The sequence below is a fragment of the Brevibacillus borstelensis genome, from assembly GCF_037834415.1.
Classification (GTDB): Bacteria; Bacillota; Bacilli; order Brevibacillales; family Brevibacillaceae; genus Brevibacillus; species Brevibacillus borstelensis_A.
On the sequence record NZ_JAUMSJ010000004.1, the window covers coordinates 23373 to 49669 of the forward strand.

General features: G+C 50.9%; 23 protein-coding genes, 3 tRNA genes and 1 pseudogene. 6 read left to right on the forward strand and 21 right to left on the reverse strand.

The features are described from left to right. The first annotated feature begins 162 nt into the window (after window positions 1-162). Complete coding sequence (locus Q3F21_RS27400) at window positions 163-414, forward strand: ParA family protein (protein ID WP_425341215.1); 252 nt, start codon at window positions 163-165, stop codon at window positions 412-414. A 22-nt stretch (window positions 415-436) separates the two neighbouring features. Here Q3F21_RS27400 and Q3F21_RS05520 read toward each other — a convergent pair whose 3' ends face one another. The 3 genes from Q3F21_RS05520 to Q3F21_RS05530 all read right to left on the reverse strand — a co-directional run bounded on the left by Q3F21_RS05520 (window position 437) and on the right by Q3F21_RS05530 (window position 4211). Continuing rightward, entirely contained in the window at window positions 437-1453 is a 1017-nt protein-coding gene (locus tag Q3F21_RS05520; RefSeq protein WP_340250466.1) for a pyridoxamine 5'-phosphate oxidase family protein, read from the reverse strand. A 670-nt stretch (window positions 1454-2123) separates the two neighbouring features. After that, the gene (locus Q3F21_RS05525; RefSeq protein ID WP_340250467.1) at window positions 2124-2615 is read right to left on the reverse strand and encodes a MarR family transcriptional regulator; all 492 of its coding nucleotides are present in this window, start codon (window positions 2613-2615) and stop codon (window positions 2124-2126) included. A gap of 108 nt (window positions 2616-2723) precedes the next feature. Further along, entirely contained in the window at window positions 2724-4211 is a 1488-nt protein-coding gene (locus Q3F21_RS05530; protein WP_340250468.1) for a DHA2 family efflux MFS transporter permease subunit, read from the reverse strand. Window positions 4212-4599: 388 nt separating this feature from the next. On the opposite strand from Q3F21_RS05530, the gene Q3F21_RS05535 reads away from it, so the two are divergent. Further along, window positions 4600-4791, forward strand: a complete 192-nt coding sequence (locus tag Q3F21_RS05535) for a tyrosine-type recombinase/integrase (protein ID WP_340250469.1) — start codon at window positions 4600-4602, stop codon at window positions 4789-4791. A gap of 413 nt (window positions 4792-5204) precedes the next feature. Here the strand turns inward: Q3F21_RS05535 and Q3F21_RS05540 are convergent, their stop codons facing one another. After that, the gene (locus tag Q3F21_RS05540) at window positions 5205-5681 is read right to left on the reverse strand and encodes a MarR family transcriptional regulator (RefSeq protein WP_340250470.1); all 477 of its coding nucleotides are present in this window, start codon (window positions 5679-5681) and stop codon (window positions 5205-5207) included. 805 nt (window positions 5682-6486) lie between these two features. On the opposite strand from Q3F21_RS05540, the gene Q3F21_RS05545 reads away from it, so the two are divergent. Together Q3F21_RS05545 and Q3F21_RS05550 are read left to right on the forward strand one after the other, a co-directional pair. Continuing rightward, entirely contained in the window at window positions 6487-6888 is a 402-nt protein-coding gene (locus tag Q3F21_RS05545) for a RidA family protein (RefSeq protein ID WP_340250471.1), read from the forward strand. Between the two features lie 24 nt (window positions 6889-6912). After that, complete coding sequence (locus Q3F21_RS05550; protein ID WP_340250472.1) at window positions 6913-8415, forward strand: monooxygenase; 1503 nt, start codon at window positions 6913-6915, stop codon at window positions 8413-8415. A gap of 244 nt (window positions 8416-8659) precedes the next feature. Here the strand turns inward: Q3F21_RS05550 and Q3F21_RS05555 are convergent. Then, window positions 8660-8975: pseudogene (locus tag Q3F21_RS05555) on the reverse strand (transposase); the annotation flags it as partial. A gap of 180 nt (window positions 8976-9155) precedes the next feature. Between Q3F21_RS05555 and Q3F21_RS05560 the strand changes: the two are divergent. Continuing rightward, window positions 9156-9458, forward strand: coding sequence for a tyrosine-type recombinase/integrase (locus Q3F21_RS05560; RefSeq protein WP_340250714.1), 303 nt, complete (start codon window positions 9156-9158; stop codon window positions 9456-9458). Here the strand turns inward: Q3F21_RS05560 and Q3F21_RS05565 are convergent. From Q3F21_RS05565 to Q3F21_RS05575, 3 genes are all read right to left on the reverse strand, one after another. Next, window positions 9412-9498: transfer RNA gene (locus Q3F21_RS05565), tRNA-Leu, on the reverse strand. The two genes, Q3F21_RS05560 and Q3F21_RS05565, sit on opposite strands and share 47 nt — an antisense overlap. Before the next feature lie 16 nt (window positions 9499-9514). Further along, a tRNA-Thr gene (locus Q3F21_RS05570) sits at window positions 9515-9590 on the reverse strand. A gap of 165 nt (window positions 9591-9755) precedes the next feature. Then, window positions 9756-9832: transfer RNA gene (locus Q3F21_RS05575), tRNA-Asp, on the reverse strand. A 180-nt stretch (window positions 9833-10012) separates the two neighbouring features. On the opposite strand from Q3F21_RS05575, the gene Q3F21_RS05580 reads away from it, so the two are divergent. Beyond that, entirely contained in the window at window positions 10013-10933 is a 921-nt protein-coding gene (locus Q3F21_RS05580) for a C40 family peptidase (RefSeq protein ID WP_340250473.1), read from the forward strand. A gap of 126 nt (window positions 10934-11059) precedes the next feature. Here Q3F21_RS05580 and Q3F21_RS05585 read toward each other — a convergent pair whose 3' ends face one another. The 13 genes from Q3F21_RS05585 to Q3F21_RS05645 form a co-directional block, all read right to left on the reverse strand. Continuing rightward, the gene (locus Q3F21_RS05585; protein WP_340250474.1) at window positions 11060-12418 is read right to left on the reverse strand and encodes a nucleotide sugar dehydrogenase; all 1359 of its coding nucleotides are present in this window, start codon (window positions 12416-12418) and stop codon (window positions 11060-11062) included. A gap of 25 nt (window positions 12419-12443) precedes the next feature. After that, on the reverse strand, window positions 12444-13238 hold the full coding sequence (locus Q3F21_RS05590; protein ID WP_340250715.1) for a response regulator transcription factor: 795 nt from the start codon (window positions 13236-13238) through the stop codon (window positions 12444-12446). Between the two features lie 19 nt (window positions 13239-13257). Then, window positions 13258-14673 (reverse strand): glycosyltransferase, encoded by a 1416-nt coding sequence (locus tag Q3F21_RS05595; protein ID WP_340250475.1) that lies wholly within the window; start codon window positions 14671-14673, stop codon window positions 13258-13260. A 19-nt stretch (window positions 14674-14692) separates the two neighbouring features. Next, a complete protein-coding gene (locus tag Q3F21_RS05600) occupies window positions 14693-15856 on the reverse strand; it encodes a HEAT repeat domain-containing protein (RefSeq protein ID WP_340250477.1) in 1164 nt (387 codons plus the stop codon). Window positions 15857-15882: 26 nt separating this feature from the next. Then, window positions 15883-18090, reverse strand: coding sequence for a hypothetical protein (locus tag Q3F21_RS05605; protein ID WP_340250478.1), 2208 nt, complete (start codon window positions 18088-18090; stop codon window positions 15883-15885). A gap of 317 nt (window positions 18091-18407) precedes the next feature. Continuing rightward, window positions 18408-18647, reverse strand: a complete 240-nt coding sequence (locus Q3F21_RS05610) for a hypothetical protein (RefSeq protein ID WP_340250479.1) — start codon at window positions 18645-18647, stop codon at window positions 18408-18410. Between the two features lie 121 nt (window positions 18648-18768). Then, window positions 18769-20553 carry a M3 family oligoendopeptidase gene (locus Q3F21_RS05615; protein WP_340250480.1) on the reverse strand — a complete coding sequence of 595 codons (1785 nt, stop codon included), beginning with the start codon at window positions 20551-20553 and terminating at the stop codon, window positions 18769-18771. A 268-nt stretch (window positions 20554-20821) separates the two neighbouring features. Next, window positions 20822-22039, reverse strand: a complete 1218-nt coding sequence (locus Q3F21_RS05620; protein WP_340250481.1) for an ArgE/DapE family deacylase — start codon at window positions 22037-22039, stop codon at window positions 20822-20824. 18 nt (window positions 22040-22057) lie between these two features. Continuing rightward, window positions 22058-23020, reverse strand: coding sequence for a P1 family peptidase (locus Q3F21_RS05625; RefSeq protein ID WP_340250482.1), 963 nt, complete (start codon window positions 23018-23020; stop codon window positions 22058-22060). A 2-nt stretch (window positions 23021-23022) separates the two neighbouring features. Then, entirely contained in the window at window positions 23023-23580 is a 558-nt protein-coding gene (locus Q3F21_RS05630) for an ECF transporter S component (RefSeq protein WP_340250483.1), read from the reverse strand. 125 nt (window positions 23581-23705) lie between these two features. After that, a complete protein-coding gene (locus Q3F21_RS05635; RefSeq protein ID WP_340250485.1) occupies window positions 23706-24542 on the reverse strand; it encodes an energy-coupling factor transporter transmembrane component T family protein in 837 nt (278 codons plus the stop codon). Window positions 24543-24557: 15 nt separating this feature from the next. Next, window positions 24558-25418, reverse strand: coding sequence for an energy-coupling factor transporter ATPase (locus Q3F21_RS05640; protein ID WP_340250486.1), 861 nt, complete (start codon window positions 25416-25418; stop codon window positions 24558-24560). Then, a complete protein-coding gene (locus Q3F21_RS05645) occupies window positions 25415-26278 on the reverse strand; it encodes an energy-coupling factor transporter ATPase (protein ID WP_425341217.1) in 864 nt (287 codons plus the stop codon). Before Q3F21_RS05645 ends, Q3F21_RS05640 begins: the two co-directional genes overlap by 4 nt. Window positions 26279-26297: the final 19 nt, after the last annotated feature.

A 26297-nucleotide genomic window follows, 5' to 3' on the forward strand; every position in this document is an offset into this window, starting at 1 on the left:
TTGCGAGAACTCTGAGAGAACGATACAAGAACCCAGCCTGCTCCCTGCCATTGACAAATTAGCGAAGCGACAGCTTCGGGGAGGGTTAATATGAGAAACGACAACGACTATTACCATTGCTAATCAAAAGGTGGCACCGGAAAAACAACCACCGCCTGCAGCTTGGCTTATGCCCTATCCAATGAAGAAAAAAAGGTTCTGCTGGTGGATTTCGACCCGCAGGGCAATCTGACCTTATGTTTCGGTATCGAGCAGCCCTACAAGCTGGACATCAGCATGTTCAATATCATGAATGCGATCATGAATAGCCGCTCGGGCAGCAGGCAGTTACAGAACTATTTTTCACTAATACCCGCTCCTGCGAATGAGCGAGCCTTCGTAGGAAAATTATTATTCCCTGATAGTGCGGAATAATGGCAACCAATATCCGCCGGATTTAGTAGAGGTTCTCCTTGTATTCCTTCTTCAGCAGATCCTGCAACCCGGACATCGACAGTTCTGCGTTCGCGTATCCCCCTTCTAAGCCCTTGTTCTTGTTCATGTTCATATGCTCGATGAATATCTTTGTGGGCTGGATACCGTGAGTAGGCTCTGACATCGGCCAGAGTTTGGCACGCAAGAGAGCAGGGCTCTGGCTCAACTCGAAATTATTGCTTTCGATGGCGGTAGCCAGCGCCGGTGTCTTTCCCTGAACGGCGAAGCGTGTACGTATTGCCTCGTCAGTCGTAATACGGGCGGTTCCCGAGACGGAGGCAACATACGTCGACCCTGGGATCAAAAACACTGCCGAGACATGCGGTTGCGTGATGATGTTATGGAAGCTGTCAGTGCGGTGATTTCCCGGGCGATCGGAGAACCAAACGCAGCCTTTCTCAACAAGCGCCATTTTTTCGGCTGGATCGCCCTTCGGACTAAGGTCGGCACAGCCGTTTGCGTCCATTGTCGCCAATGCCATAAAGCGGCTGGCGCAAACGAAGCTAAAGTCGTCCTGCGGCGCTCTATCGTCGGGTGTGGCGTTCCAGAAATCGGAGCGGATCAGCGACTTGCCGCAATGACCATAGCACTCCTCAACGCGAATGCGAATCACACCGTCAATTACATCTACGACTCGACCATTGACGCGCATTGTCTCCCTGATGCCGGGAAGCAGGAACAGTGAACCGAAACCCGTGCCGGGTCGAGCTAGCGTCGGGTCGTCGAGCATCGCGGTCGGCACGCGAAGCTCGTGCGTATCGGCAGTTGCAAATCCGGAATCACCACCGCCTAAGGTGATTCCGATCGTTTCACCATCACCGAACCCGGCGAATAAAAGTGGTGATGCAGCAATCCAACGTATCGCGCCTTCATCAAGATGGTTGATTACCTTTAACTTCATCGAAGGTAGAATCCTACCCGCGACCGCCTCAAGTGCTTCAACCGTGTTGATCACGGTTTTGGGATCGAATAATTCCATTACGACCACTCCTTATAATCATGTTTTCTCGAACGATTTCCTACTGGATCGAATGCCTGCAAGTTATGGCATGGGAATGCTTCCCGATTATAGATCACCGATGCATCCGTTGACATAAGCGATTAATCCTTTGAAGAAATGGTTCGCTTTTTTTTAAATCCCTCCTCAGAATTTTTCTTCTTCCACGCGGTGCAAGGGATCACGGAGTTGAAAGACCTCTCGCCCTTTTTCCGTCGAACTGAATATAAACGTCTTCGATCGCTCCATGTGTTGCTTGCTGAATAAAAGCGTCAATTTCCGTGTCTGTAAACCATTCTAGTGCATGAATCAGATTTAAATGGCATTTTGCAGCATTCAGGCCAATTTTTCTCCAATATTGTTTACCTATGAACAATATTAATGTAGAGTGCGTGTTCTGTCAATTTTTTTCATTTCACATGCAATAATCAACCCTATTGGAGACAGGGGGTAGAGATTAGACCACTTGCAGTAAAAAGCGTTTTGAACGCATATTAAAAGCGCTTTTTAGGACTAGCTCTAAAATTATTAACCTAGAAATAAAAAAAGTCGACCTGGACAATCCGTAGCGGGGCGTTCACGCTCCCATTGCAATGTTCAGTGGCCGAAGCTTCCGGCCGCGATTGGCGCTTGCCAACGCCGGGCCGCTCGCCTACTCCGGCTCTTTCTTAGTCCAATGCGCGGATACGCTCTGCAGAAATCGCAGAATAGCGTGCAATTCCGCTTCCGTAAACGGCTTGAGCAACTGCATAAACCGCTCCTCCTTCAATTTGTGAAGCTGTTGATGCAGCTCAAAAACCTGTCTGCCCTTCGCCGTCAGACTGAAGTAGATTTCCTTCTTATTGTCATTCAGTTGCCTTCGCTTTATATATCCTTCCTCCAACAGCTTCGCGCTGATTTTCGTAATGCTGGCCTTGGACAAGTCCATCTTTTCCGCAAGTGCCGTGTTGTTGATCGGCTCGTTGTTGCCGATGCAGTCGATCACGTGCACGCTGGTCAAATGACGCGGGATCGACTCCAATTGCTGTTCCTGCGCATAACGAAGAAGCTTGTCTTGCTCCGATTCGATCAGTTGCTCGCTCAGATGCGCAAAATGAACGACCTGCGCATAGACCAGCCATTTGATCGTCTCCGATGTATTCATCATCTCGCACCTCAGTCACATTATTTATGGTTAACCGCGAAACGATCGTATCACATTCCGACGCCGGAGAGCAACGTTCCTCTACCAAAGATACGTGATGGTTGATGGTTAACGCACGGGATTGCTCAAGGCGCCGTCCGTTCCCCGTTCCTTCTTCCGCTTTGAGCGAATTGCAAAAACAAATGGTAGAGCCAGCACTACAATGAGCGTTGATAAAATGTTCAAATCGTTGATGCCCATCGTTGTGGACAACTGAGCCAGGTGCGGTCCGCCGTCCCCATCCGTCAGCCTAGCGGCGTGATCAGCAGTACGTGAAGCCAGCAGAGTGGTGAAAAGAGCTACACCGAACGATACGAACACATTCCGCAGCCAGTTCTGAATGGAGGAGGCGTGGCCGGTGTACTCGCGGGAAATCTCCTCCATCCCTGCCGTCGTCGCCGGCATCAGCACCAGGGCCAGACCTAGACTGCGGACGGTCATCCACAAGAGCGTATAAGCGGATGAGCTGTCGATCTGCAGCCACGCGAGCGGCAAATTTCCTGCGGCCATCAACAGTACGCCAACAAGCAGCAGCGGCATGGGGCCAACCACTTTGTACAGCCGACCGACAACCAAGGACATAATCGCCATGGCAAGTGTAGACGGTAGCAGAATCATCCCCGTATCAAGTGGCGAATGTCCCTGAACATCTTGCAGGAAGACGGGAACAAGGAGCATGCCCGAAAAAAAGTTGATCATCACGATACACAGCAATATCACTGTCGACGTGAAGCGCCGGTTCAGAAACACTTTGAGCTGTAGAAGCGGCGACTCAATTGACATCTCGCGCCAAAGAAACAGCGCCAGCGCCAACAGCCCGCCTCCCAGACAAAGCAGCGTACTGGCAGAACTCCATCCCCAACTAGAGCCTTGCGACAACGTGATCAGCAGCAGCGAGCTTGCGGCGATGACCGTCAGAAGCCCCCATAAATCGAATCCCTTCGGTACTTTCAGACGATAGTAAGGAATGAAGAAAAAGGCAACAACGATCGCAAGCAGCCCCAACGGCACATTGGTCCAGAAGAGCCACTTCCAGGAGCCGTGCTGGATAAGCCAGCCCGCGTAAGTCGGTCCAATGGCTGGCGCCACTATCGAAGCGGCGATCCAGATGCTCATGGCGGCAGACTGCTGGTGTCGCGGTATGATCTGGAATATCATGGTCATCGACGCCGGCACTATAATACCGCAGAACGCGCCCTGAACAATGCGGAAGGCGATCAGCATCGGCGCGTTCCAAGACAAGGCGCACAGCACGGAAGCAACCGTCATGCCGAGCAAGGCGAAAATATACAATCGCTTGTAACTGAAGCGTTCGCCGAAATAGCCAGATGTAGGCGCGAAGGTGCCGAGCGCCAACATGAAGCCGGTTAATGTCCATTGCACGACGCTCAAGTCGGAAGCAAATTCTTTCTGCAAGACTGGCAAAGCTATATTAATCGTATTGCTGTTCAGCAGCGACAGGAAGTTTCCCATGAAGATCGCTACAATTATTGGCATAAACTTCATGGGCTTCTGAGTTTGTTGCTCTTCCATGTTGGTTACATTCTTATTTTTCATAGCAGGTTCCACCATTCGTTTCTCCATTTTGTTTAATAGTTAATAAAATATTGATTCTGACGCATCAGATAAAGTGAAACAGAGTTTAATTTCGGCCCGATCGATATACGTGTAAGCCGTATAACAATGTCCAAATAATCATTATTGTTTACCGGTAAACAATAATGATTATAGCTTATGTAATAATGAAAATCAATATCAATTACATTTTTGATGATCTCACTGTTCAATGAATTGTCAATTACCGAATTAAACTTACGTTATGGAGCCTGTATAAGGACTCTTATAGAAACCAATATCAGGACTACATTTACATTAATAAGCCGGGAGAGCGAATCAAGCCGGGTTATATTACTCAGCACTTTCCGCTTGTCCTAAAAAGTATAACTTGCGACGGATTCGTTTCCACGATCTTCGGCACAGTTGTGCCAGCTTGCTTCTTGCTAACGGTGTCAGCTTAAAGGAAATTCAGGAATGGCTGGGGCATAGCCATTATTCCACTACGGCGAACATTTCTGCGCATCTTGACCATAGCTCAAAGCTTTCTTCAGCTCAAGTGATGAGCAATACCCAGATTTAGCTGAATTTATTGAAGCTAACCCAAGTTTAATGGCGGGGCAAATTAGCAAGATCAGCTTTATCTTCGACCAAGCCTCTAAAGGTAAATTATTGATTAAGGATATTGGCATCCGCAATGTTAAGCAGTAAACGGCTAATCAGGTTGTCTGCTATTTGTTAAGAGCAATATAAAAAAGTGTGCCGGCATGAATAATCCTGTCGATACCGTCTCGTCGGTCATTGTGAGGTCACCAGAACTTAATTGGTCGACCTCCTTTTCGTGTGGTCTTACTTTTAAGATTTTTCAGGGTAATAGGTGATACCTACTCAAGAAATAAATAGTAAAAGGCAAAAGTAGACACTTATGGGTGAGACCAATATTATGAAAATACTCATAGTGTTATTTACTAGCCCCATCCTATGATTGCTCTTTGTTTATTGATAAAAGGAAATCATGTCATTAAACAACTTATTAATAAACTCAAGCTCAGCATTGTTATATTGATCCAGAAAATCGTACATCCGCTGCTCTTCTTTTGCATGAAGCTCATCGTGAGCGGCAAACAGCTTTTTCCCGGCAGGCGTCAAACGAAAATAGACTTCTTTTTTGTTATCGTTGAGCTGAGTCTTTCTCACCCAACCTGCCTTAAGCAACTTGGTGGCGATCTTGGAAGTGTTCCCCTTGCTTACCTGAATTTTCTCGGCAATGGACGTGATGTTGATCGGCTCTTGTTCTCCGATACACGCAATCGTATGCAGTTCGGTCATGTTCAAGTTGAACTCCACGTCAATATGCTTTCGAAGCCCTTCGAGATAGGATGCCGTTATTCGGGTTTCGTATTGTTCTTTTTGCTGAAGAAATTGAATGAAATTTTCATATATTGCAGCCTTATTTTTATTTGAAATCCCCATAAGTCAGATCGCCCCTTGGTTTTTTACTCATTATATCATCATATGTTTTCCAAAGAAACAATGATAACAACTAGGATTGATAAGTTTCACGACACTAAATATTTCTAATTTGTTTCATGTGATAATATTTATATTATGACATTTTGAATAAACCCTATCTCAAAAGAATCTCTCATTTATTCATATGTAACGATCTTGCTAAAAGGTACTTCTTGTTTCTTCCAATCGGCTTGACCACCTGGCACGCTCTTCACGGTACGCCTGGTAACTGACGCTTTGTAGTCGTTCAACCGGATTCTGTTGGCGGAGGGCGAGACTGGTCGAGCGTCGGATTTAGGATGTTTGCCACGTGATGAAGAGGATATGACCAGCGTTTACCTCTGCGTAGAGTTCTCGAAACTAAATCAGACCGGCGTTCGGCTAAAAAAATGCCTTCCCGATTCGGTATCCGGAATGACAAGCATGAACGTTCGTAATTATAGTAAGCACCCAAAAGACCACCTTAAACTGGAGTCTTACCGAACAGTTCAAGATGGTTTCTTTATACTTTCTCTCTGCCCTCTTCACTTCGGTTTGATCAGAACCATCAGCTCTTCCGCCACAGCTGTCCCTTGTTGACATACCAAATAACACACAGTACAATTAAATTGTTTCACATGAATCAATTTAATTAATCAAAACGAGATGAACTTTGTAAGAAATAGTTTTATTTACGTTTTCATATGAAACAATAATTTCGAATTGGAGTGGTCTATAACAGCAATTATCTCAATCTTTAATACACGTGGAAATGGAGATGTGTGAAATGGAAATCGTAAATCCAACAACATTAACAGATAAAATGACCTCCGTCATTTCCCAGGTGGTGGTCACCACTGCTTCTAAACTGGCCTTTATTTCTGGACAGGTCGCGGTAGATGATACAGGAGCACTCATCGGCCCTGGTGACTATCATGCTCAAGCGATCCAAACGTTTACTAATCTTATGCATGCATTACGAGCTATAGGGGCCGAGCCTTTAAGCATCGCAAAGATGAATATTTACGTGGTCAACCACAAGCCGGAATTGATTCCGATCGTTTTCAATGCCGGTTATCAGGTGTTTGGTACAAAATGGTCGAAGTCAGCAAGCACTTATATTGGCGTTCAATCGCTAGCAGATCCTGAGTGGCTCATCGAAATAGACGCGATCGTAATTTTCCCATAATGACAAAGAAAAGAGGTAATGGACATGAATTATGAAGTCATTCTCATCGGCGGAGGACCCGTTGGCATGATGTTAGCCGGAGAGCTAGCGTTAGCCGGCGTAAAAGCCTGCGTTATTGAACGCTTGAAAGAAACCAACCCTTATTCCCGAGCGCTTACCGTACATCCTCGCACACTGGAAATCTTGGATATGCGCGGGCTGAAAGCAAACCTTATGAGCAAAGGACGCCCGTTGTCTCGAGGTCACTTTGCTGGATTGGATACCCCTTTGGATTTCTCCATGCTTGATTCAACCTCTAATTACACGCTTTTCCTACCACAAACCGAAACAGAAAAAGTGTTGGAAGCATGGGCAGATGAGCAAGAAGTGACTGTACTTCGAGGGTTTGAAGCAGTGGCTTTGAACCAGGATGAAGATGGAGTTGACGTTATTATTGAGGGACCGGATGGCAAGTCAACTTTAAGAGCCTTGTATGTAGTGGGCACAGATGGAGCGAGAAGCATGGTTCGAAAACATGCCGGTATCACGTTTGAAGGTTCAGATGCCACCTTTACAGCCATCCTGGGAGATGCAGTGTTGTCCGATTTATCTCCAATGAGTGTTATTTCGCAAATTACGGATCAAGGCTTGATCAGCATTATGCCGATCAACGAGCAATTCTACCGAGTGTTGATGATTGATATGGAGCGGCGCAACGTCTCTAAAGATGAGGCGGTGACGTTGGAGGAGTTCCGTTCTTCGATTATTCGCATGACAGGAAGCGATCTAGGTTTGAGCGATGTGAGATGGTTATCCCGATTTGGGAATGCGACGCGTCAAGCCGGACATTATAGAAACAATCGACTACTTTTGGCAGGAGATTCAGCGCACATCCACTTCCCTGCTGGTGGACAAGGAATGAACGTTGGTTTACAAGAAGCCATGAACTTAGGGTGGAAACTAGCAGGTGCCATCAAAGGTTGGGCTCCAGACTGGCTACTGGATAGTTACCATACCGAACGCTTCCCTTGGAATACGGCGTTGCTTCGAAACACCGAGGTTCAAACTCTGCTTATGGACGTCACTCCTCCTATCATGGAACTTCGGAAGATGCTGGCCCAACTGATTCGAATACCGGAGGCTAATGTTCAACTCGCTGCTCAAATCTCAGCACTGGATGTGCATTATGCTTCAGATGCAAAATCACCTTCCCATCCTTTGAACGGGCAACGTTTCAAAGATTTAAGATTGAAGCTAAGAGAAGGACATACGATTGACGCCTATCAGCTTCTGCACCACGGTGAATTTGTACTGTTGCATTTAAACGGTAATGAACAACATACCCTTTCATGGAAAACGAATAGCCCGCTTCAGGTGGTATATGCAACTCTTGCTGAATTTGAACCGGCTTGGAGTGATGTTCACACAGCACTTATTCGACCGGACGGCCATATTGCTTGGGCGGTATCCCTCTCTAATTCAGTTCCGGTGCAAACAATCAAAGAAGGAATTGCACGCTGGTGCGGGAGTATTGAAAATGAAGGTTGAGTCCATTATCAAAGAGCGTCGGAGCATACGAAAGTTCAGTGATCCACCTGTGCCAAATGAGGACATACGAAGAGAAGAGGATGGGATTACATCATCTGGTATAATATTGTTTCGTTAACAAGGTATACCATGTCAACAGACAAAACTCAATGGGGCTGTCCCAAAAGTAAGTCTGCTCACTTGACGAGACAGCTCGTTTGATGAAAAAATCGGCAAAAATAAAGAAATGGCGGTGTCAGGGAGGTCATCCCGGCACCGTCATTTCTTTATTTTGGTCTATCGCCGCTTTCTTTAGCAGGTTATGGGCGAGCGAAAGCAACCCGACCTCTTAGGCTCACTTTCGACAAGCCTCGAAGCAGAAAACGTCTGAATCCTCGGTTGTTCTGCAATTGCCCAAATACACTCTCCGGTTCAATCATCCTTCGAACCGACAGCGCGTATCCTTCCTCGCTTCGGAGTTTCTCGCGGGCTTGCTGCTTGTACCGCAGGTATTCCATACTTACGCTGATTTCCCGATTCCCTTTAGCTTTGGTGCAAGCTTCTTTAAGTGGACAACTCTCTCGTTCCGGTTTTTCAGGAATTACTGCAACGGATTCAGCAGGAGCAGCAGAAAAACCGTGAACTTTACAAAAGTTCTTATAGCAACGAGTACAAAGATTACATCTACTTGGATAAGCTGGGGCAACAGATTAAAGGAATATATTACTCAGCACTTTCCGCTTGTACTGGAGAAACATGAAATGCGCCGGATTCGTTTTCACGATCTTCGGCACAGTTGCGCTAGCCTATTGCTCGCAAACGGCGTAAGCATGAAGGAAATTCAAGAATGGCTCAGTCATAATCATTTCTCCACTACAGCCTATATTTACGCTCATTTGGATTACAGTTCCAAGATTTCTTCTGCCCAGGTAATGAGCACCAGCTTAAAGATATTGAATAACAAAAAGGTTCCTGCTCTGCCAGAAAAAGCAGATCAGAAACCTGTCATTGATGAAGTGGTGCGGTCGAGAGGACTTGAACCTCCACGGTGTTGCCACCACTAGAACCTGAATCTAGCGCGTCTGCCAATTCCGCCACGACCGCAAGTTATGCTGTTAAGTGGTGCCGGCGATAGGACTTGAACCCACAACCCCCTGATTACAAGTCAGGTGCTCTACCAATTGAGCTACACCGGCGCTTTGAGAGAAAATGGCGGAGCTGACGGGACTCGCTTCCACTGGCGATGCTACCTCGAAAAGCTTCGAGCGAGCCAGATCTGAAGTGCCCGAGCAACACTTCCTGTCCATTCTGCAAGGGTAAACCCGTTTACGTGTGAGAGGCCCGTTGCATCTTCGTGAAAATGGCGGAGCTGACGGGACTCGAACCCGCGACCTCCGGTGTGACAGACCGGCGTGAACTCCAACTTCACCACAGCTCCATTTTCCGACAAAGTCCCGCTTTCTGGCGGCGACTCTTGTAATATAGCATGTCTTCCAAAAGAAAACAAGAACTATTTTTCCAAGCTCTTTTAAAAAGTTTTCATAGATTTACCAGTCATTTTTCGCTACAATTAATGTAGCACATTGCGGAATTCTGTAAAAAATGGAGACGATCCTGAATGAAAAAAACGACAAGAATACTCACCATCCTCTCCGTTTGTTCGCTCATGCCGATGACCGCCCACGCGTCTTCCCCTGCGTATGTTGTTCAGGCGGGCGACACACTGATGAAAATTGCCAGGGAGAATCAGACAACGGTTGAAGACCTCATGCAAGCAAATCAGTTGACTTCTGACCGGCTGTCGATCGGTCAAAGCCTCACATTGCCGGGAACAGCGGCTCCCCCTGCTCAAACGGTTGCGGATGTGACTGCATCGGAAAACGAAGCGCCTGCGGATATCATCGCTTCTACGCATTCATCCGCGATCCGCCCCGGCATGAAAGCCCGGATTACGGGAGACGTCGTGAATGTACGCAAGTCGCCTTCCCTGGAGGCGGAAGTCGTCGGCAAGCTCCCAATGGGAGCGGTTGTAGAAGTCTTGGAGCCAGGAGTAGAATGGACAAAAATCAGTTTTGATCAAAGAGAATTATTTGTGTCCACCGCTTTTTTGAATGAAGCGTCTTCCTTCTCTTCCGATGAATCTGAGGAGCTTGAAGCCCCTTCTTTCTCTAGCAAAAAGCTGCACCGTGTCTTCGAACCCCTATTACACACCCCTTACGTAACGGGCGGTACGACTCCAGACGGCGGCTTTGACTGCAGCGGGTTTACTTTCTACGTATTCAAAAAATTGGGGATTGCCTTGCCTCGCACCTCAGAAGAGCAGTTCCGCGGCGGACAAGCCGTCCCCCTGGAAAAAGCGGTCCCTGGCGACCTCATTTTCTACGACACGATGAAAAACGGACGCGTGTCCCACGTCGCGATCTACCTTGGCGACGGCATGATGGTACATGCCAATGGCGACGAGGTTCGCTACGAGAAGCTGGAAAACATGCACAAGCTTTATCCGTTCTTCGGCGTCAAGCGTTATGTTAGCGAATAAGCACAAGCAAGGGACGAAAACGGCAAGAGCGATGCGCGATTGCCGTTTTTCTTGTACAAAGGCAGAAAGGTCTGTCTGGAAGCCCCACGTCTCGTTGCGTGCGGTTCCAGCCAGACCTTTCGTTTTTCAGATAGCCAGTGAGGCTTCCGGAGCGTGTACCATTTTGACCGCATTGCCGAGCTTGAACAGATGCGGCGGGTGTACACCGTCAAAGGCGTTGCGGGTATCCAGAATCGCGACACCCAGCTCCGCGAATTCCTGGTAGTTGAATACCCGATGATTCGTCAGCAGCACCATGCAGTCATAATTTCTCCACGCTTTCGGGTCATATGACACGCTTTTGACTTCTTTCCCACTCTTGTCTATGAATGTTTTGGCATAAGGATCGTAGTATTCGACGAGCGCTCCAGCTTCTTTAAACAGCTCATAGACCTGCAAGGATGGCGATTCGCGCAAATCGTCAATATCGGGTTTGTAAGCCATGCCGAGCAGCAGCACGCGCGAGTTGCGGATGGACTTGGCGTACATGTTGAGGATCACAGACGTCTTGTAAACGACATGATCCGGCATGCTGTTGTTGATCGACTGTGCCAGATCGATGAATTTGCTAAAGAAGCGATAGCCTTTTGCTTTCCAGGACAAATACATCGGGTCCAGCGGGATGCAGTGACCGCCGATACCCGGTCCGGGATAAAACGGCATGAAACCGAACGGCTTTGTGGAGGACGCTTTGATTACTTCCCATACGTCGATGCCCATCCGCTCGCACATTAAAGCCATTTCGTTGATAAACGCGATGTTGATGCTGCGGAAGGTGTTTTCCAAAAGCTTTGACATTTCGGCTACCTTGGTCGACGACACCGGCACGACTTGGCTGATGAAGTTGCTGTACAACAACACGCCGAGCGCCAAGCATCTTTCTGTCGTTCCGCCGATCACCTTTGGCGTATTCGTCGTGGAAAAACGGCTGTTTCCCGGGTCTACACGCTCCGGGGAGAAGCACAGAAAGAAGTCGCTCCCGACCTGATAGCCCATGCGTTCCAGCTCCCACTGGATCAGCTCTTCCGTCGTACCCGGGTAGGTAGTGCTTTCGAGTGTGATCAGCGGTCCATTTTGGATATGATGCTTGATCTGGTCGACGACGCGAGAGATGTACGATGTATCCGGGTCCTGATTTTCGCTCAAGGGAGTAGGTACGCAGATGCTGATCGCATCCAGCTCCTTCAGCACCCGATAATCGCTGGTCGGTATAAATTTTCCTTCTTTGACCAGTTGGTCAACAGGTTCGTTTGGCACATCCCGTATGTAAGACTCTCCACGCTGCAAGGCCTCGATTTTTTTCAGATCCAGGTCAACCCCAAATACAGTGAATCCGCTACTGGCCATCTCGATGGCCAAGGGGAGTCCCACATACCCAAGTCCAATGACCCCGACTTTTGCCGTTTTCGCTTCGATTTTCTGTTGCAATGCGGTAAATCTATCCATCTGGCATCCCTCCGGTTGTATTTATCTAGGAAACAAGCAAGCGTTTGATACGCCAATCCAATTCGACAGGAGAAAACGGTTTTGTCAAAAAGTCAGCGACTCCTTTTCGGAAGCACTGCGACATATCCTCTTCCAGGCGCTTGTCCGTCAATACCACGATTTTGCAGCGGTCTGTCGCTGCCGGCTCATGCTGCGCTTTCAGCCAATCGATCAGCTGATAGCCATTCATGACCGGAAGCGTAAGCTCGGTGATAACCAGGTCCGGCTGTACCTGCTGGACTTTTTCCTTTCCCTCCATCCCGTCCCCCGCCAGAAATATTTCGTAGCCGTTTCGAGCGAGACGAACAACCAGGATTTGCTGGATGACAGGATCATTTTCTACCAGCAAAAGCCGGGGCCTTCGCTCCCATTTGTGCTCGTGGCGGGCAACCACCTGAATGGCGGATGCAAATGAAACAGAATGCGTCAGTCTAGCTGTCATCTCCATTAGGATTTCGCCCATGGAAGCACCGCTCTCCGGATACCCGGCTACGCAGATTCCACCGGCAAGCTGTTCATTTTTCTGAAGGTGTTCTTTCATCGACAGGGCCAGGTAATGGGTTTGCGCCAGGCTGGCACCGTCCAAAAGAATGACGAGCCGCTTTGACTTTTCGTCGTAAAAAAGCTGTGCGGCATGCTCTGGCTCCTTGTCTGCCAGAAACGGCTGCAGTTCTTTCCAGTCCGAGTCTCCCCTCTCCCGGCAGCGTACAGCAATCATGCCGCAGGACAAATCACTTGCTTCGTAGTAACGAAAAAAGTACGCCAGCTTTTCATCATGCATTTCGTCCACCCCTTCTTCCTTATGACTGACGTGTCTCTACCTTCCAGCTTTGGCGCGTCATGACACCCCAGGTGTTGTTGTTCCTGAGAAAATCGATATGTCCAAGGACACGCCAAATCGCGCCCACTTGATAGTATCCGAAGAACATCAGCAAACCGTACCCGAGCAGCTTGATCAGGTCACTGACCTTCGTGTATCGTCGGAAGGCCAGTTCTTCCAGCAAAATGCCGCTGATCGTAAGCAAGTACCCATACAGCAGATTGATCGCCAGGAAGACAAGCACAATGTAGGCATGGGTCATATCGTAAAAGCTGTACCCGATCAGCGCGAGAAAGCCGGTTAGCTTGAAGTACGGATTCAGCGTCTCAAACAACACGTTGTAGGGCATCGTCAACAAGCCCATGATCTTGTATCTCGGATTAAACAGCATGTGGCGGTATTCGATCATGTTTTTCAGATTTCCGCGCCCCCATCGCTTCCTCTGGCTCGCCAAAATGTGCAAGGTGTCGGGGGCTTGTGTCCAGCAAACGGCATCCGGACAGAACGCGATGCGGTATTTCTTTTTGTTCTCCAGCATGTGCTTGTGCAGCTTGATGATGATGTTCATGTCTTCGCCGGGGTAGCCTTCGCGGTAGCCGCCGACATCGATGACAGCGTCCTTGCGGAAAAGGCCGAAGGCCCCGGAAACGATAATCAGCCCGTTGAGCGCGCTCCATCCAATCCGACCGCCGAGAAAGGCTTTCATGTACTCGATGGTCTGAAACATCGGCAAAATTTTCTTCGGCAGATTCACTTCCTTGACGATCCCGTCCTCAATTTTGCAGCCATTGGCAATCCGCACATTGCCGCCGATCGCTACCGTTTCATCCGGATTTTCCATGTAGACCTGTGCCATCCTGATCAGCGCGTCCCGCTCCAGCAAGGAGTCCGCGTCGATCGATGCGATCAGCGGATAATGGGAGAAGTTGATCCCGGCATTGAGCGAGTCCGCTTTGCCCCCATTGTTTTTGTCAATCACGAACAGCTGCGGATACTGCGGGTTGTGGTAAATCCCCGCAATCGGGGAGGAATGCACGACATTGCGGACATAGACGTGTGATTGCCGTTTCAGCCCGAATTCGCGAATCAGCACATTCAGCGTTTCATCCTTTGATCCATCGTTGATGACAATGACCTCGTACTGAGGGTAATGCAAAGCCAGCAGGGAACGTACATTTTCAATAATGGTCAGCTCCTCATTGTAGGCTGGCACCAAAATCGACACTGGGGGCACCCTTTCCGAGCCCGCCAGCGATTCAAAGCGGGAAAATCGGGAGCGCTTCATGATCGTCGAAATATTCAAGTGCGAAAAAATGTTGATAACCAGGTAGATCGAATTGACCACGAAGACGTAGTACATCGCGAACAACCCGTATCCGAGCAATAAATCGCGCATAGTTCCTCCTCTCCTCTCATCAGATCACCCGCTCTTTTTGGCGGTTGAAATAGGAGTCGTAGATCGTCAGCTTGTGATCCCGCTCATCAGAGCCAGACAGCCCCTGCCCGGCGAGCCTTTCCTCGCGCAGTACTTCCCGCAGCTGCTGCATCGCCAGATCGGCCGTTTCTTTATGGGTAGTGCGGGAAGCGACCTCGCACAGAGCCTGGAAGCCTTCTGCCCCCACCTTGACCAGACTGCGAGCGGCGTGGTATTTCACCCACCAATTCTGATCATCCAGCGCCTTGAGAAGGACGGGAATCTTTGCTGCATCCTGCCAGGTCCCGATTGCTTTGACGGCGAGTGCGCGAACCTCCCAGTCTTCGTTTGCCATAAGGGAGTGAATCTGCTCTGACGAACTCTTTACATCTGACAAGACGAGTCTGGCTGCCTGGATTCTCACTTCTTTCTCCTCTGCGTCGAGCAGCTGCCACAAGCTGTCGATCAACGATTCATCGAGAGACGTCGCCGGCAGGCTGGCCAAAGCGACCAACGTGAAGCGGGAGTCGCCGCTCTTGATCCACTCGCGCAGCAATGGCAAAAGATCAAGGCGCGAGTCTCCCAGCACCTCCGCCAACAGCTTCGGCGAATCATGAGAGGACTTGATCATCGCTTCGACCATCTCGCGCAAGTCGGAGATATTTCGCGTACAACGGGCGATGGCCCTCGCGATGATATACCGTCCCGCTTCGTCGTTCTCCGCCCGGAGCATCGAAAGCAGCGCCGGCGTCGCCTTTTCGTGGCCCATCGCTCCCAGCTTGTAGGCGGCATCGGTGCGAAGCGGCCCCGGCAGCTGTTTCAATCGGCTGATTTCCAGCTCGGGCAGCCCCAGCTTTTCGAAAAGGGCCGTCAGCTGCTCCCGATGTTTGCCTTTTACGCGCTCGGCAATTTCAATCAGCTTTTCTTCCAAAACCTGCACATCTCTCTTAGCCAATTGGAATGCGGGGGACTCCAGCGGCTGATCGTCATCGAGATGAGAAAGAACATAGGCGATGTAATCCTGAAGTCTTGCTGCCGATTTCTGCTTTTCCCTGGTCACGTACAAGTGTCTGCATTTCAAACACAGAAGCGCGATGATCCCCGCAGCGATCAACACCGATGAAACGATTAGAAACAGATATGCGGTTTGCAATTGCTGAAACATTTTTTAATCACCTCTTTCTCCCTTGACTAGCGGTAAGTGGGAATAGACTCCAGCGCTTTTTGATAGATGGAGTAGCTCTCCTTTTTCCGCTCCGAGTACCGGGGCAGACTCCACTGGGACCATGTATAGCTCCCGTGGGAGGTCAGCTTTACGTTTTGTTCGGGTGTAAGACCCAGAATTTTTCCGCTTGTTTTTTCCTGCCGCATGGCGATGACACGGATGCCCTCCGAGGCGGTTGAGATCAAGTCCTTGTAACTCATCACCTGCTTTGTGCTCGGGTCGGTGTATCCGAGCAGCATCCAGGGAATTCGGATTTCTACCCATTCGCCGCTCGTTTCCCAGTTCGCTTGCGAGCTGTATCCTGCTCTTCCGGGTACATTGGTTCCCCGTTTCATCCGGCCTACGGCAACATCCTCAAAAGGATGCGTCCCTTTCGTATCAGGCGGACTCATTTCCAGTCCGACAGCCAGCTTCCACGGAACGAACAGCCCCGAATCTCCTTTTCGCTCGGCGTCTGTGTACGGAATCATGCCGTAGCGCTGTCCGTACAGCCTTTTATGGAAATCGTAGCCGGATGCGATTTTGACTTCGCTTTCCTTGTCGTCTCCCAGGCGGATGATCGCTTCCAACCCTTCATCCAGACGCAGCCCCGGCAGCTCTGGCGATGTTTTGTTGCCGCCCGGCAGCGTGTCGATTCCGATGACCAGGCTTTCGCGACCTGGCTGCAGCGCTTGATCAAGGTGAACCAGAAAGTAGACATATGCCTCATCATGTGCAGCCCAGATGTCGCGGACACCCGCCAAGCCCCCATTCAGCTTCGTCTTTTCTCCCTCTTTCAGCTTGTCCCAATCGTCTGGGCTGCCATCGATCTTGATCACATTCTCCAGCCCCGCGTCCATCGCGAGCAAGCCAAAGAAGGATTCGTTCGTCAGCTCATTCTTCCAATAGGCCCGGCTGTCGTCGGGGATCTCGAAGCGCATCGTGTTCCAGGTGCGCTTAAACCATTCATCCTGCCACGTAAACAAAATGGCGCCGGCATATCCTTCTGTGGAAATTTCCCGCAACAATTCTCCATTGATGCGGCCCTGTTCCCGTTCATCGTGCCCGCCCTGGTCTCGCCCGAGTGTCCCCAGATGCGCGACTCCGACGGACGAAGGGACGCCGAACTCGGTCACCATGACCGGGATGTTTGGATGGTGGGCCTTCAGCTTTCGCAAATACGCTTTGTATGTATCGATTTCCCCTTTTTCGTTACGGACGTTTTTCAGGGTGTCGTCGTACCGGAAGAGGTCCGGGTAATACGGATATACGTGATAGGCTGCGAAATAACCGGCATCCCACTTCACTGGCTGGATGTGCGTCGGATCAACGCTCACCATGTCTTCGTGAATCATTGGCTCGCCTGGATGCTCCAGCGGATCTGTCGTCACCCAATTGGTAAAGGTCAACGGATGCTGCCAGCCGCGTTTGGATTCGAGTTCGGCTGCATAGTCGAGCATTTCCGCCAGCCAGTATTCAAAGGGAGCCGCCTTCTCTGTCGCTTGAAAATGCTTCCCCTGGTAACGCGGTTCCGCTTTCCGAATCCCGTTGGTATTCTTGACCATCTCCGGGTCCCACTCCGTTCCGATATGCCAGGCCATCAGGTATTGCCCGGCGTTTGCCGTATAGGCTCCGCTTGCCTTCCCCCTTTTCTCAGGCAATGTCGTATCGCCGTATACAGCTCCCACAGCAGCTTCAATTTCATCGCGGAATTCTTTTCGTATTTCCGGCAAAAACGCGTCCTTTTTTTCGATCAGCGCTTCTTCTGGAGACCAGATTCCCTGGATAAAATAAAGCGGGTCATCCGCGTGCTTTCGGTTGAACTCGACCAGCGCTTCATAGAAGACAGGCTGGTGGATCGTGTAAATACGGACCGCCCTTACACCCAGTTCATGCATCATGCCAAACCAGCGAAGATAATCCGCTTTTTGGATCGGCAGCTCGCCGGGGTAGTGGCCGGGGAGGGACGCCCCCAGATTGATCCCTTTTACAAAGTAGGGCTTCCACGCACCATCCTCGTACATCTGGAACTGATCCTTGTTCGTACGGAATTTCAGGCTGTACCCTTCCTCTGTTTGCTTTGTTTCCACACGGGCGAAGATAGGATCCCCCCAAATGAAGTACCCGCATAACAAGCCCGCCAAAATCGTGAGAAAGAGCCACCCGATCCGTCTGCGAATCACTGTCTTCCCCATTTCGATTGCTCCATTCCTGTTATTGTCAAACGCGCTTGTCGGTCATTATAAGCAAGAATATCGCCAGCGGCCATAGTCGCCCATACCTGCATGCTTCCGTTGGCCTTCGTAAAGAAAATGTAATCAAACGGCAAATTTATACCCATCCTCCCATGATTTTTTGTTGCAAGTCCTGCAACATTGTCAGAACTGTTCGGAAAAAAAGCATAGCTTTCGAGAAAACCGGATCAAAAAATGGGACCGGAAACCCCCTCGAAATTAGTAGGTTGCTCCCAAAAAAAATTGCCTTCCAATTCCGATTGGAAGGCTTTTCACAACTAGTGCTGCGTGTTTTCATGCTGCACAGCATGGTTTTGCTGCTGATTGATTTCGATATTTCTCAGTGCATGCTTCATTTTGTCCAGCTGCATCTGATAATCGCGCACTACAACCGTTAACACGCTGACCGTTTCTTTAAAGTCCGGCTCGCTGCTGATTCGGTCGATCGCTCTATGTAAATGCAGCATTTTGTTTTCCGTTTCCCGTAACAGGTCCAATAACTGCAATCCGTTCAACACAGTATCACCTCGTCAACAATTCTTTGATGATTCCCGTTGCTTCTCTTATGCTCTCCTGACGACCTCTCTGCTATACAAAAAAAGAAAAGCCCGATCAATCAGGCTCTTCTTTCCTATCTTGTCATTTGTTCCGGGATGCAGCCAGGCTGACGAATTGCTCGATATCCTCCGCAATCAATTGGAGGGAGCCGCGCCAAAAATCAGCCGAGCGCACATCGACATCCATGATGGCCGCCACATCCTCGATTTTTTCTTTGCCGGTTACAGCCAAAAGCTCGTCGTACTGCTGGACGAAAGACTGGCCGCGCTTGCGATACTCGGCGTACAGCCCTTTCGCAAACAACAGGCCGAATGCGTAGGGGAAGTTGTAGAAATTGTAGTCTCCATAGTAATAGTGAGGCTTGCACACCCACATGTAGGGATGCAGCACATCGTGATCCAAGCAGTCTCCGTACGCATCCTTCTGGGCCTGCAGCATGATCGCTTTCAGCTCATTGACAGAGAGCGAGCCTTCTTCGCGGCGTGTAAACAGCTCAGTCTCAAACAGGTACCGGCTGTAAATGTCGACGATGACCTGGCCCGCTCCGGAAAGATCGTTTTCCAGGATTGTAAACGCCTCTTCTTCAGAAGCTTGCTCCAAAGCCGCCTTGGCAATGATCGTTTCGCAGAGGATGGACGCGGTCTCGGCGATCGGCATCGGATAATCGCTATTGAGGAAGGCTTCTTCAACGAGGCATTCTCCGTGATAGCCGTGGCCCAGCTCGTGGGCGAGCGTGCTGACGTCGTTGTAGCTGCCAGTAAAGTTGGCCATGATCCGGCTTTCCTTGACTACGTGAAGGTTGTAGCAAAACGCTCCGCCGCGCTTTCCTTCCCTCGGCTCGGCGTCAATCCAGCGGTTGTCAAAGGCACGCGCTGCGTACTGTGCCAGCTTGTCGCTAAAGCTGCCAAAGTGCTTGACGATGAAGTCGCGCGCTTCTTGATACGTGAATCGCATGTCGGCTTCGCCAACGGGAGCGAACATATCATAGAACGGAAGTCCGTTTTCATGCCCCAGCAGCTTGGCTTTGGCCCGATAGTATTTATGGAAGGCAGGCAAGCTCTCGCGCATTGCCGTCAGCATCGCATCCAGCGTCACTTTGTCCATACGGGAGTCTTGCAGTGTCTTGTCCAAGGCAGACTCGTAGCCGCGCAGCTTGGCTACCGTGATCACTTCGCCTTTGATCCCGTTCAGACTGGCAGCGGATGATTCCTCGATTTTCTTATAGGCGGCAAGCTCCGCTTCGTATGCCGTTTTCCGTGCCTGCGGATCTTTTTCAAACGCCATATTGCGGACGACCGGCAGAGGCAGCTGTTTTTGTTCCCCGTCTACCGCAATGTCGACCAAGAGTGTGGAGGTGAGCAATTCCTGCAGCTTTGCCCAGGCATTGGAGCCCGTGTTTTTCATCTTGGCCAAAACGATTTCTTCTTTTTCACTTAGCAAATATTTGCTCTTCTCTGCCGTCTCAGCAAGGAAATAGCGATGGGTTTCCAGCAAGGGAGATTTTGCGATCAAAGTCTCCAGCTGGTCAAGTCCACCCAGCCATTTCTGAAAGAGCACCCCTGGCTCCACCAGCTCGACAGCTTGGTTTTGAATCCGTTCCACCAGCTGCAACGCCTTTTCATTTTTCGCATCCACGCTTGCCGTCAGCTCGGCGAAGCTGTAAAGACGGGACTGTATCTGCAGGATCGCGGTCAGCTTGGTTATGTACGCTTCCATCTTCTCTACGGCGTCGGCCTGAGATTGCAGGTTTTGCTTCGTCCAATTTTGCAGTTCTTCAATCGCCCGGGAAAGCTTCTCCCAGTCTTGCTTCAATTCAGGTGCTTCGAAAGACGTATACAATACGTCCAGATTCCAACGCATATCCATGCGGACGCGCCCCCTTTGTCATGTCAGCCTTCTCACTATTGTAAAAAAAATCTTATAGGAAGAGCAAGTTTTACCAAATTCTTTTTTCAGCGCGATTCTCCTGAGCTGTCGAAAAGCTCGATTTAAAAAGCCCTTTCGCAGCAGCTGGTTCTTCGCGAAGGGAAGCTATATGCGTTCAAAGAAGCCTGATCGTTCAAAGTCGCCAACCTTTCCGACACGATGAAAGAACCTTGCTCTTTGAACAAGCAAGGTTCTTTGCATCGGAAATTCATGCACGGACTGGCTGTCTTAAAAACATCAGTGCGGACAAGGCGAATAATTGTGTCGATTCGACCAGTTGATCCATATCGACGTACTCATCGGCATGGTGCGGAATGTGACGGTCCCCCGCCCCTGTCGTCAGAATCGGAATGCCCGCCTGATGCAGGAATGTGCCATCCGTCGCGCCGGGAACGCCATTGTAGACCGGTTCCTTTCCCGTAAGCTCCCGATATGCTCCGCTGACAGCAGTCACTACCTCCTCATCCATGGAAGTCAGCGTCCACGGCCGTTCCTCGATTACCTCCAGTGTCGCTTTGAAGCTGTGATCGTCGCGAGCAAGTCGCTCCAGTATGTCATTCATTTCCCGCTGCAGGGTTTGGTGATCCTGCCCCGGAACTGTGCGGATATCCAGCGTCGTCATGCATTGATCGGGAACGACGTTGATCTGTGCCTCTCCCCGGACAGGAGCCTGCAAAATGGTAGGTGTAATACTGGGCCATCCTAACATGGGATGGTTGCCCAATCGCGCCATTTCTTTTCTCTCCAGCTCCTCCAACGCCACGATCGCCCTGGCCATTCGCGTGTTCGGATTGATACCGGTAAGCGGCATGGCGCCGTGAGCCATTTTCCCGTAGGTGCGGAGGATCGCTCGCATGGCTCCTTTTTGCGTAATGCAGAGCTGATTTTCCTCCGGCTCGCAAATGATCGCGGCGTCGACGCCCTTTGCCCATCCCCTCCGAATAAAATTCTTGATGCCAATCATCATGCCTTCTTCGTCACAGGGGATGCAAAGCAGGATTTTTCCATAAAAAGGGAGCTCCGATCGCTGGATGGCCTTTACCGCGCAAATGGCAGCCGCCAGATTGCCTTTTGTATCACAGGACCCCCGGCCATAGATGCGGTTTCCTGAAATCTGGCCGCCAAACGGATCATAGCTCCACGCATCGCGGTCACCTTCCGTAACGACATCCGTATGGGCTTCAAAGAGGAGCGTTTTGCCCGGACGGCCGGAGTCGTAAAAGGCGATCACATTGGGCCGTCCCGGCACCACTTCCTCGTAAAAAACCTGAAGCCCCATCTGGCGCAAATAATCAGCCACAAACCGGGCGACACGTTCTTCATTGCCGTCCGCCTGCCCCGGTCGATAGACGCTGGGGATGCGGATCAATTCCTGCGTCAAGCGCACTACTTCTTTTTCATCGACACTCGATATGACTCGATTCATCCAGATTACGCCCCTTTCCTATTCACTGCTGATCGAATCGCAGGAAGGCAGCCCGCCTGCTGGCTTTGCCGCCCGAACCGCGCGGATGACCGCCTCAGCCAAAATCTCGGCCGACAGCGCTCCGACCATGTCTGCTGATGCTTCTACCTGCCCGGTTCCCATCGCGAAGAGCGTATCCCCGTCATGCATGGTGTGGATGGGACAAATGGTCCGGGCCAGCCCGTCATGCGCCATTTGCGCGATTTTGGTCGCTTCCGCTTTCGTGAGGACTGCGTTGCTGGCGACGACACCGATCGTCGTATTCGTACCCGGCGGTATGAGGGAAAAGGCTTGTGTTTGCATGACATCGAGGCTGTCGAGGATGTTTCCTTCGTCATCCCGCGGCCCCGCCAGAATGAGCCCTGTCTCCGGCTCTCTGACATGGCCTACCGCATTCACAGCGACAATCGCGCCGATCACGAGTCCGCCCGGGAATGTACGTGAAGCCGAGCCGATCCCGCTTTTCATCGCTTTGGCAAAGCCGTTCAGCTTGCCGACAGTGGCGCCTGTGCCCGCACCGACGTTTCCCTCTTTAGGAGGCTGCCCGCTCGCCCGTGATGCAGCCAGATAGCCCATCTCCCGAGCAGGCCTTATCCGCGGGTTGCCGACAGACAAATCAAACAAGACAGCCGCAGGGACAATCGGCACAATCCCAAAGCCTACATCAAGTCCCACTCCCTTCTCCTCCAGGTACTGCATCACCCCGCTTGCCGCATCCAGGCCGTAGGCGCTCCCGCCTGCCAAGCAAACGGCATGCACATTGTTTACGAGGTTGATCGGATCGAGCAAATCGGTTTCGCGGGTGCCCGGAGCTGAGCCCCGGACATCCACCCCGCAAACGGCAGGACGTTCTGCCAAAATAACCGTGCAGCCTGTCAATGCTTCTGTATCTTCCGCGTGCCCGACCAAAATGCCGGGAACATCTGTAATCGTTCCATTCATCGTCAGTAATCTCCAGAAATTTTCGACTTTTGCTTGCCTGATGAGCCAATCTTTTTCCATGCCACCACGACTGCCAAGGTGACGATCACGGAGACGATTGCCTCCGGAATACCGCTGGTCACGGCGACTGTCGCAGCCACACCCGCGGGCATGTAACCGCGGATGACCGCCATCAACAGGACGAGGATGGTATTGGCCATGGAACCAACGAAGCCTGCAACGCCAATCGCCGCATACTGGTTAAACTGTCGCAAGCCCACGTAGGTGAAGTACGCGACTACGCCGATGAACAGGCGCGGCAGGATAGCTACCAACGGATCTTTGAACAGAGGGACGGTTGCGTTTAAAAATGATGAGACACCAAAAATGAGGCCAATGATCAGACCGACGCCCCAGCCTTCCATGATTCCGCCGATAATCGCCGGAATGTGCAGGATTGTCGCGTTCCCGGCAGCTGTCGGTACAGGGATGAAGCCGAGACGGGTGACTCCGAGCAGAATTGCGATGGCTCCGAGCACACCAGCGATGACAATCTTTCGCACCGTCAACCCTTTTTCCATGCTTTTTCCTCCTTCGTTCGTTTTTTTATTGGATTCCCCAGTAGGGAGGACTCCCATCGCAGCAGGCTGAAACCTGCTTCCCCGCACACTTCACCCGCAGAAGACGGGCCAGCCCAATTTGTTCCTCACCACGGAATGATGAGCATGACAAAAGCGAGAATCATACAGATGCCGATGGCCGCAAAGTCCTTTGGCGTCGCTCTGTAATGAGCATAGCGTGTACGAGCGGCCCCAGGCGTATAGCAACGCGCTTCCATAGCGAGAATGAGGTCTTCTGCCCGGGAAAGAGCCACGTTAAAGAGCGGGATGATAATCGGGAACATGTCTTTTGTCCGTTTCACGATCCTCCACCACTCGCCTGTGCCAAAATCGGCTCCTCTGGAGGCTTGCGCTTTCATCATCTTTTCCATTTCCATCGCAAAGGTAGGAACAAAGCGGATCGCGATAGTGATGATCAAAGCAAACGCATGCACGGGGAATTTCACCTTCTCCAGCGGCCCCAAAAGCCGCTCCATCCCATGGGTAAGTTCCGTTGTCGAGGTGCTCAATGTAAGGACGCTGGACAGAAAAATGACTTCCACAAAGCGCATGGCGGAAACGACGACCAACCGGATGACCTCGCTGGATATGGTGATGAAGCCGTATTGGAAGTAAATGGTCCCGCCACGGGCTATTTCACCGTAAAACAGCAGCTGCATGATCGCCAGAATAATGATGAACGGCACCGCTGGCTTGACCCCGGAGATCCCGTAGTGAAGCGGAATATGGGAAAGCCGGAACATGATCAGGCAAACCGCCAGCGCAAACAGGTTGCCGATGTACGTATTGCACACCGCAATCGCCAAGATCATGATGACAAACGCTGCCAGTTTGTATCTGGGATCGAGACGGTGAATGACTGATCCCGTAGGAAGGTACTGGCCGATCGTTATATTGCGCGTCAGTTCGAATTCTGCTGACATCCTGCTCCCCTCCTCTCATCGCCCGATCAGATTGGCAATCTGGTCTGCTGCCTCGTCCACCGTGTATCCGCCCGGGTCGACCTGATAGCCCTCTGCACGAAGCCGATACAAGATATCGACACTCTCGGGCGTCCCGATATGGTGAGTGTGTAGAAGCTCCTGATTGCTGAAAATTGACCGCGGAGTGCCTTCGCAGACCGCTTGCCCATTTGCCATCACATAGACGCGATCCGCCAGATGGGCCACTTCCTCCATATTGTGAGAAACAAAAATAACCGTAAGGCGCTCTTCTGTGTTCAACCGTTTGATCCTCTCCAGCAGCTCGTTGCGCGAGCGCGGGTCCAGACCTGCTGTCGGTTCATCCAGAACGAGTATTTTGGGCTGGAGAGACAGCACGCCGGCCAAAGCGACCTTTCGCTTCTGGCCGCCGCTGAGGGCAAATGTCGGGCGGTCCTTCATCTCTTCAAAAGAGAGTCCTACCAGCTCCATCGCCCACTCGACGCGCCGCCGAACCTCTTCGAGCGGCAGCCCCATTTTAAACGGACCGTAGGCTACATCGTCGCCGACCAGCTTTTCGAAAATCTGGTCTTCCGGATTTTGAAAGACGAGTCCGACTTGCCTGCGCAAAGCTTTCACATCCAGTTTTGGATCGGAGACGTTCATGCCGTTTATGATCACAGACCCTGACTGTGGTCGCATCAAACCATTAAAGTGCTGAATCAATGTAGATTTGCCGGACCCGGTATGTCCGATGATCGCGATGCATTCCCCTCGATCAATCTGAATGCTGACGTCATCCAGAGCCCGGTGTTCCATGGGCGTTCCCTGCATGTACACATGTGACAGATGTTCGGTAATCAGGATGGGCTGTTTCAAGATCCGCTCGCCTCCGCCGTTCTGATGTGCAACCGCTTTACTTCCTCGACGATCTCATGGTTGTGGATGAGCGAAGAGGAAAAAGCGGGATGCTGCCTATGGACCAGATGGGCGATTCTGCTGGCATCCGGGACGTCCAGATGAAGCTCCTGCAGCCGCTGCTGATGGGCGAATACCTCCCGGGGAGTGCCTTCCATCACGATTTGCCCGCCCTCCATGACGAGCACTCGATCCGCTTCCGCCACCTCTGACATGTGGTGGGTAACCGTTACGATCGTCATTCCTTGCCTGTGCAGCTTGCGGACAACACCTAAAATTTCCTGCCTTCCGTAGCTGTCGAGCATGCTCGTCGCCTCATCCATGACGAGGCACTGCGGCTTCATCGCCAATATGCCGGCGATGGCCACCCGTTGCTTCTGGCCCCCTGACAAATGATGGGGAGGGCGGTGTCGAAACGCACTCATCCCAACCGCTTCCAGAGCAAAATCAACCCGTTCCTTCATCTCAGCCGGAGCGACGCCGATATTTTCCAGGCCGAACGCCACATCGTCCTCCACAATCGTTGCGACGATCTGGTTGTCAGGGTGCTGAAAAACCATTCCGACCCGGCTGCGAATCTCGTGAATGCGGGCTTTTTCCCGCGTATTGATCCCGTGTACCCAGACATCTCCCTCACTCGGTGTCAAAATGCCGTTTAGATGCTTGGAAATCGTGGATTTGCCAGACCCGTTATGGCCGATGATCGCCAAATACTCCCCTGAATACACCTCAAAAGAGACGCCATGCAAGACAGGGATGACCTGTTCCTGATTCATTTGATAGGAAAACGAGACGTTCTCTACACGAATGATTTCTTCCATCGACACGCCGTCCCCTCCT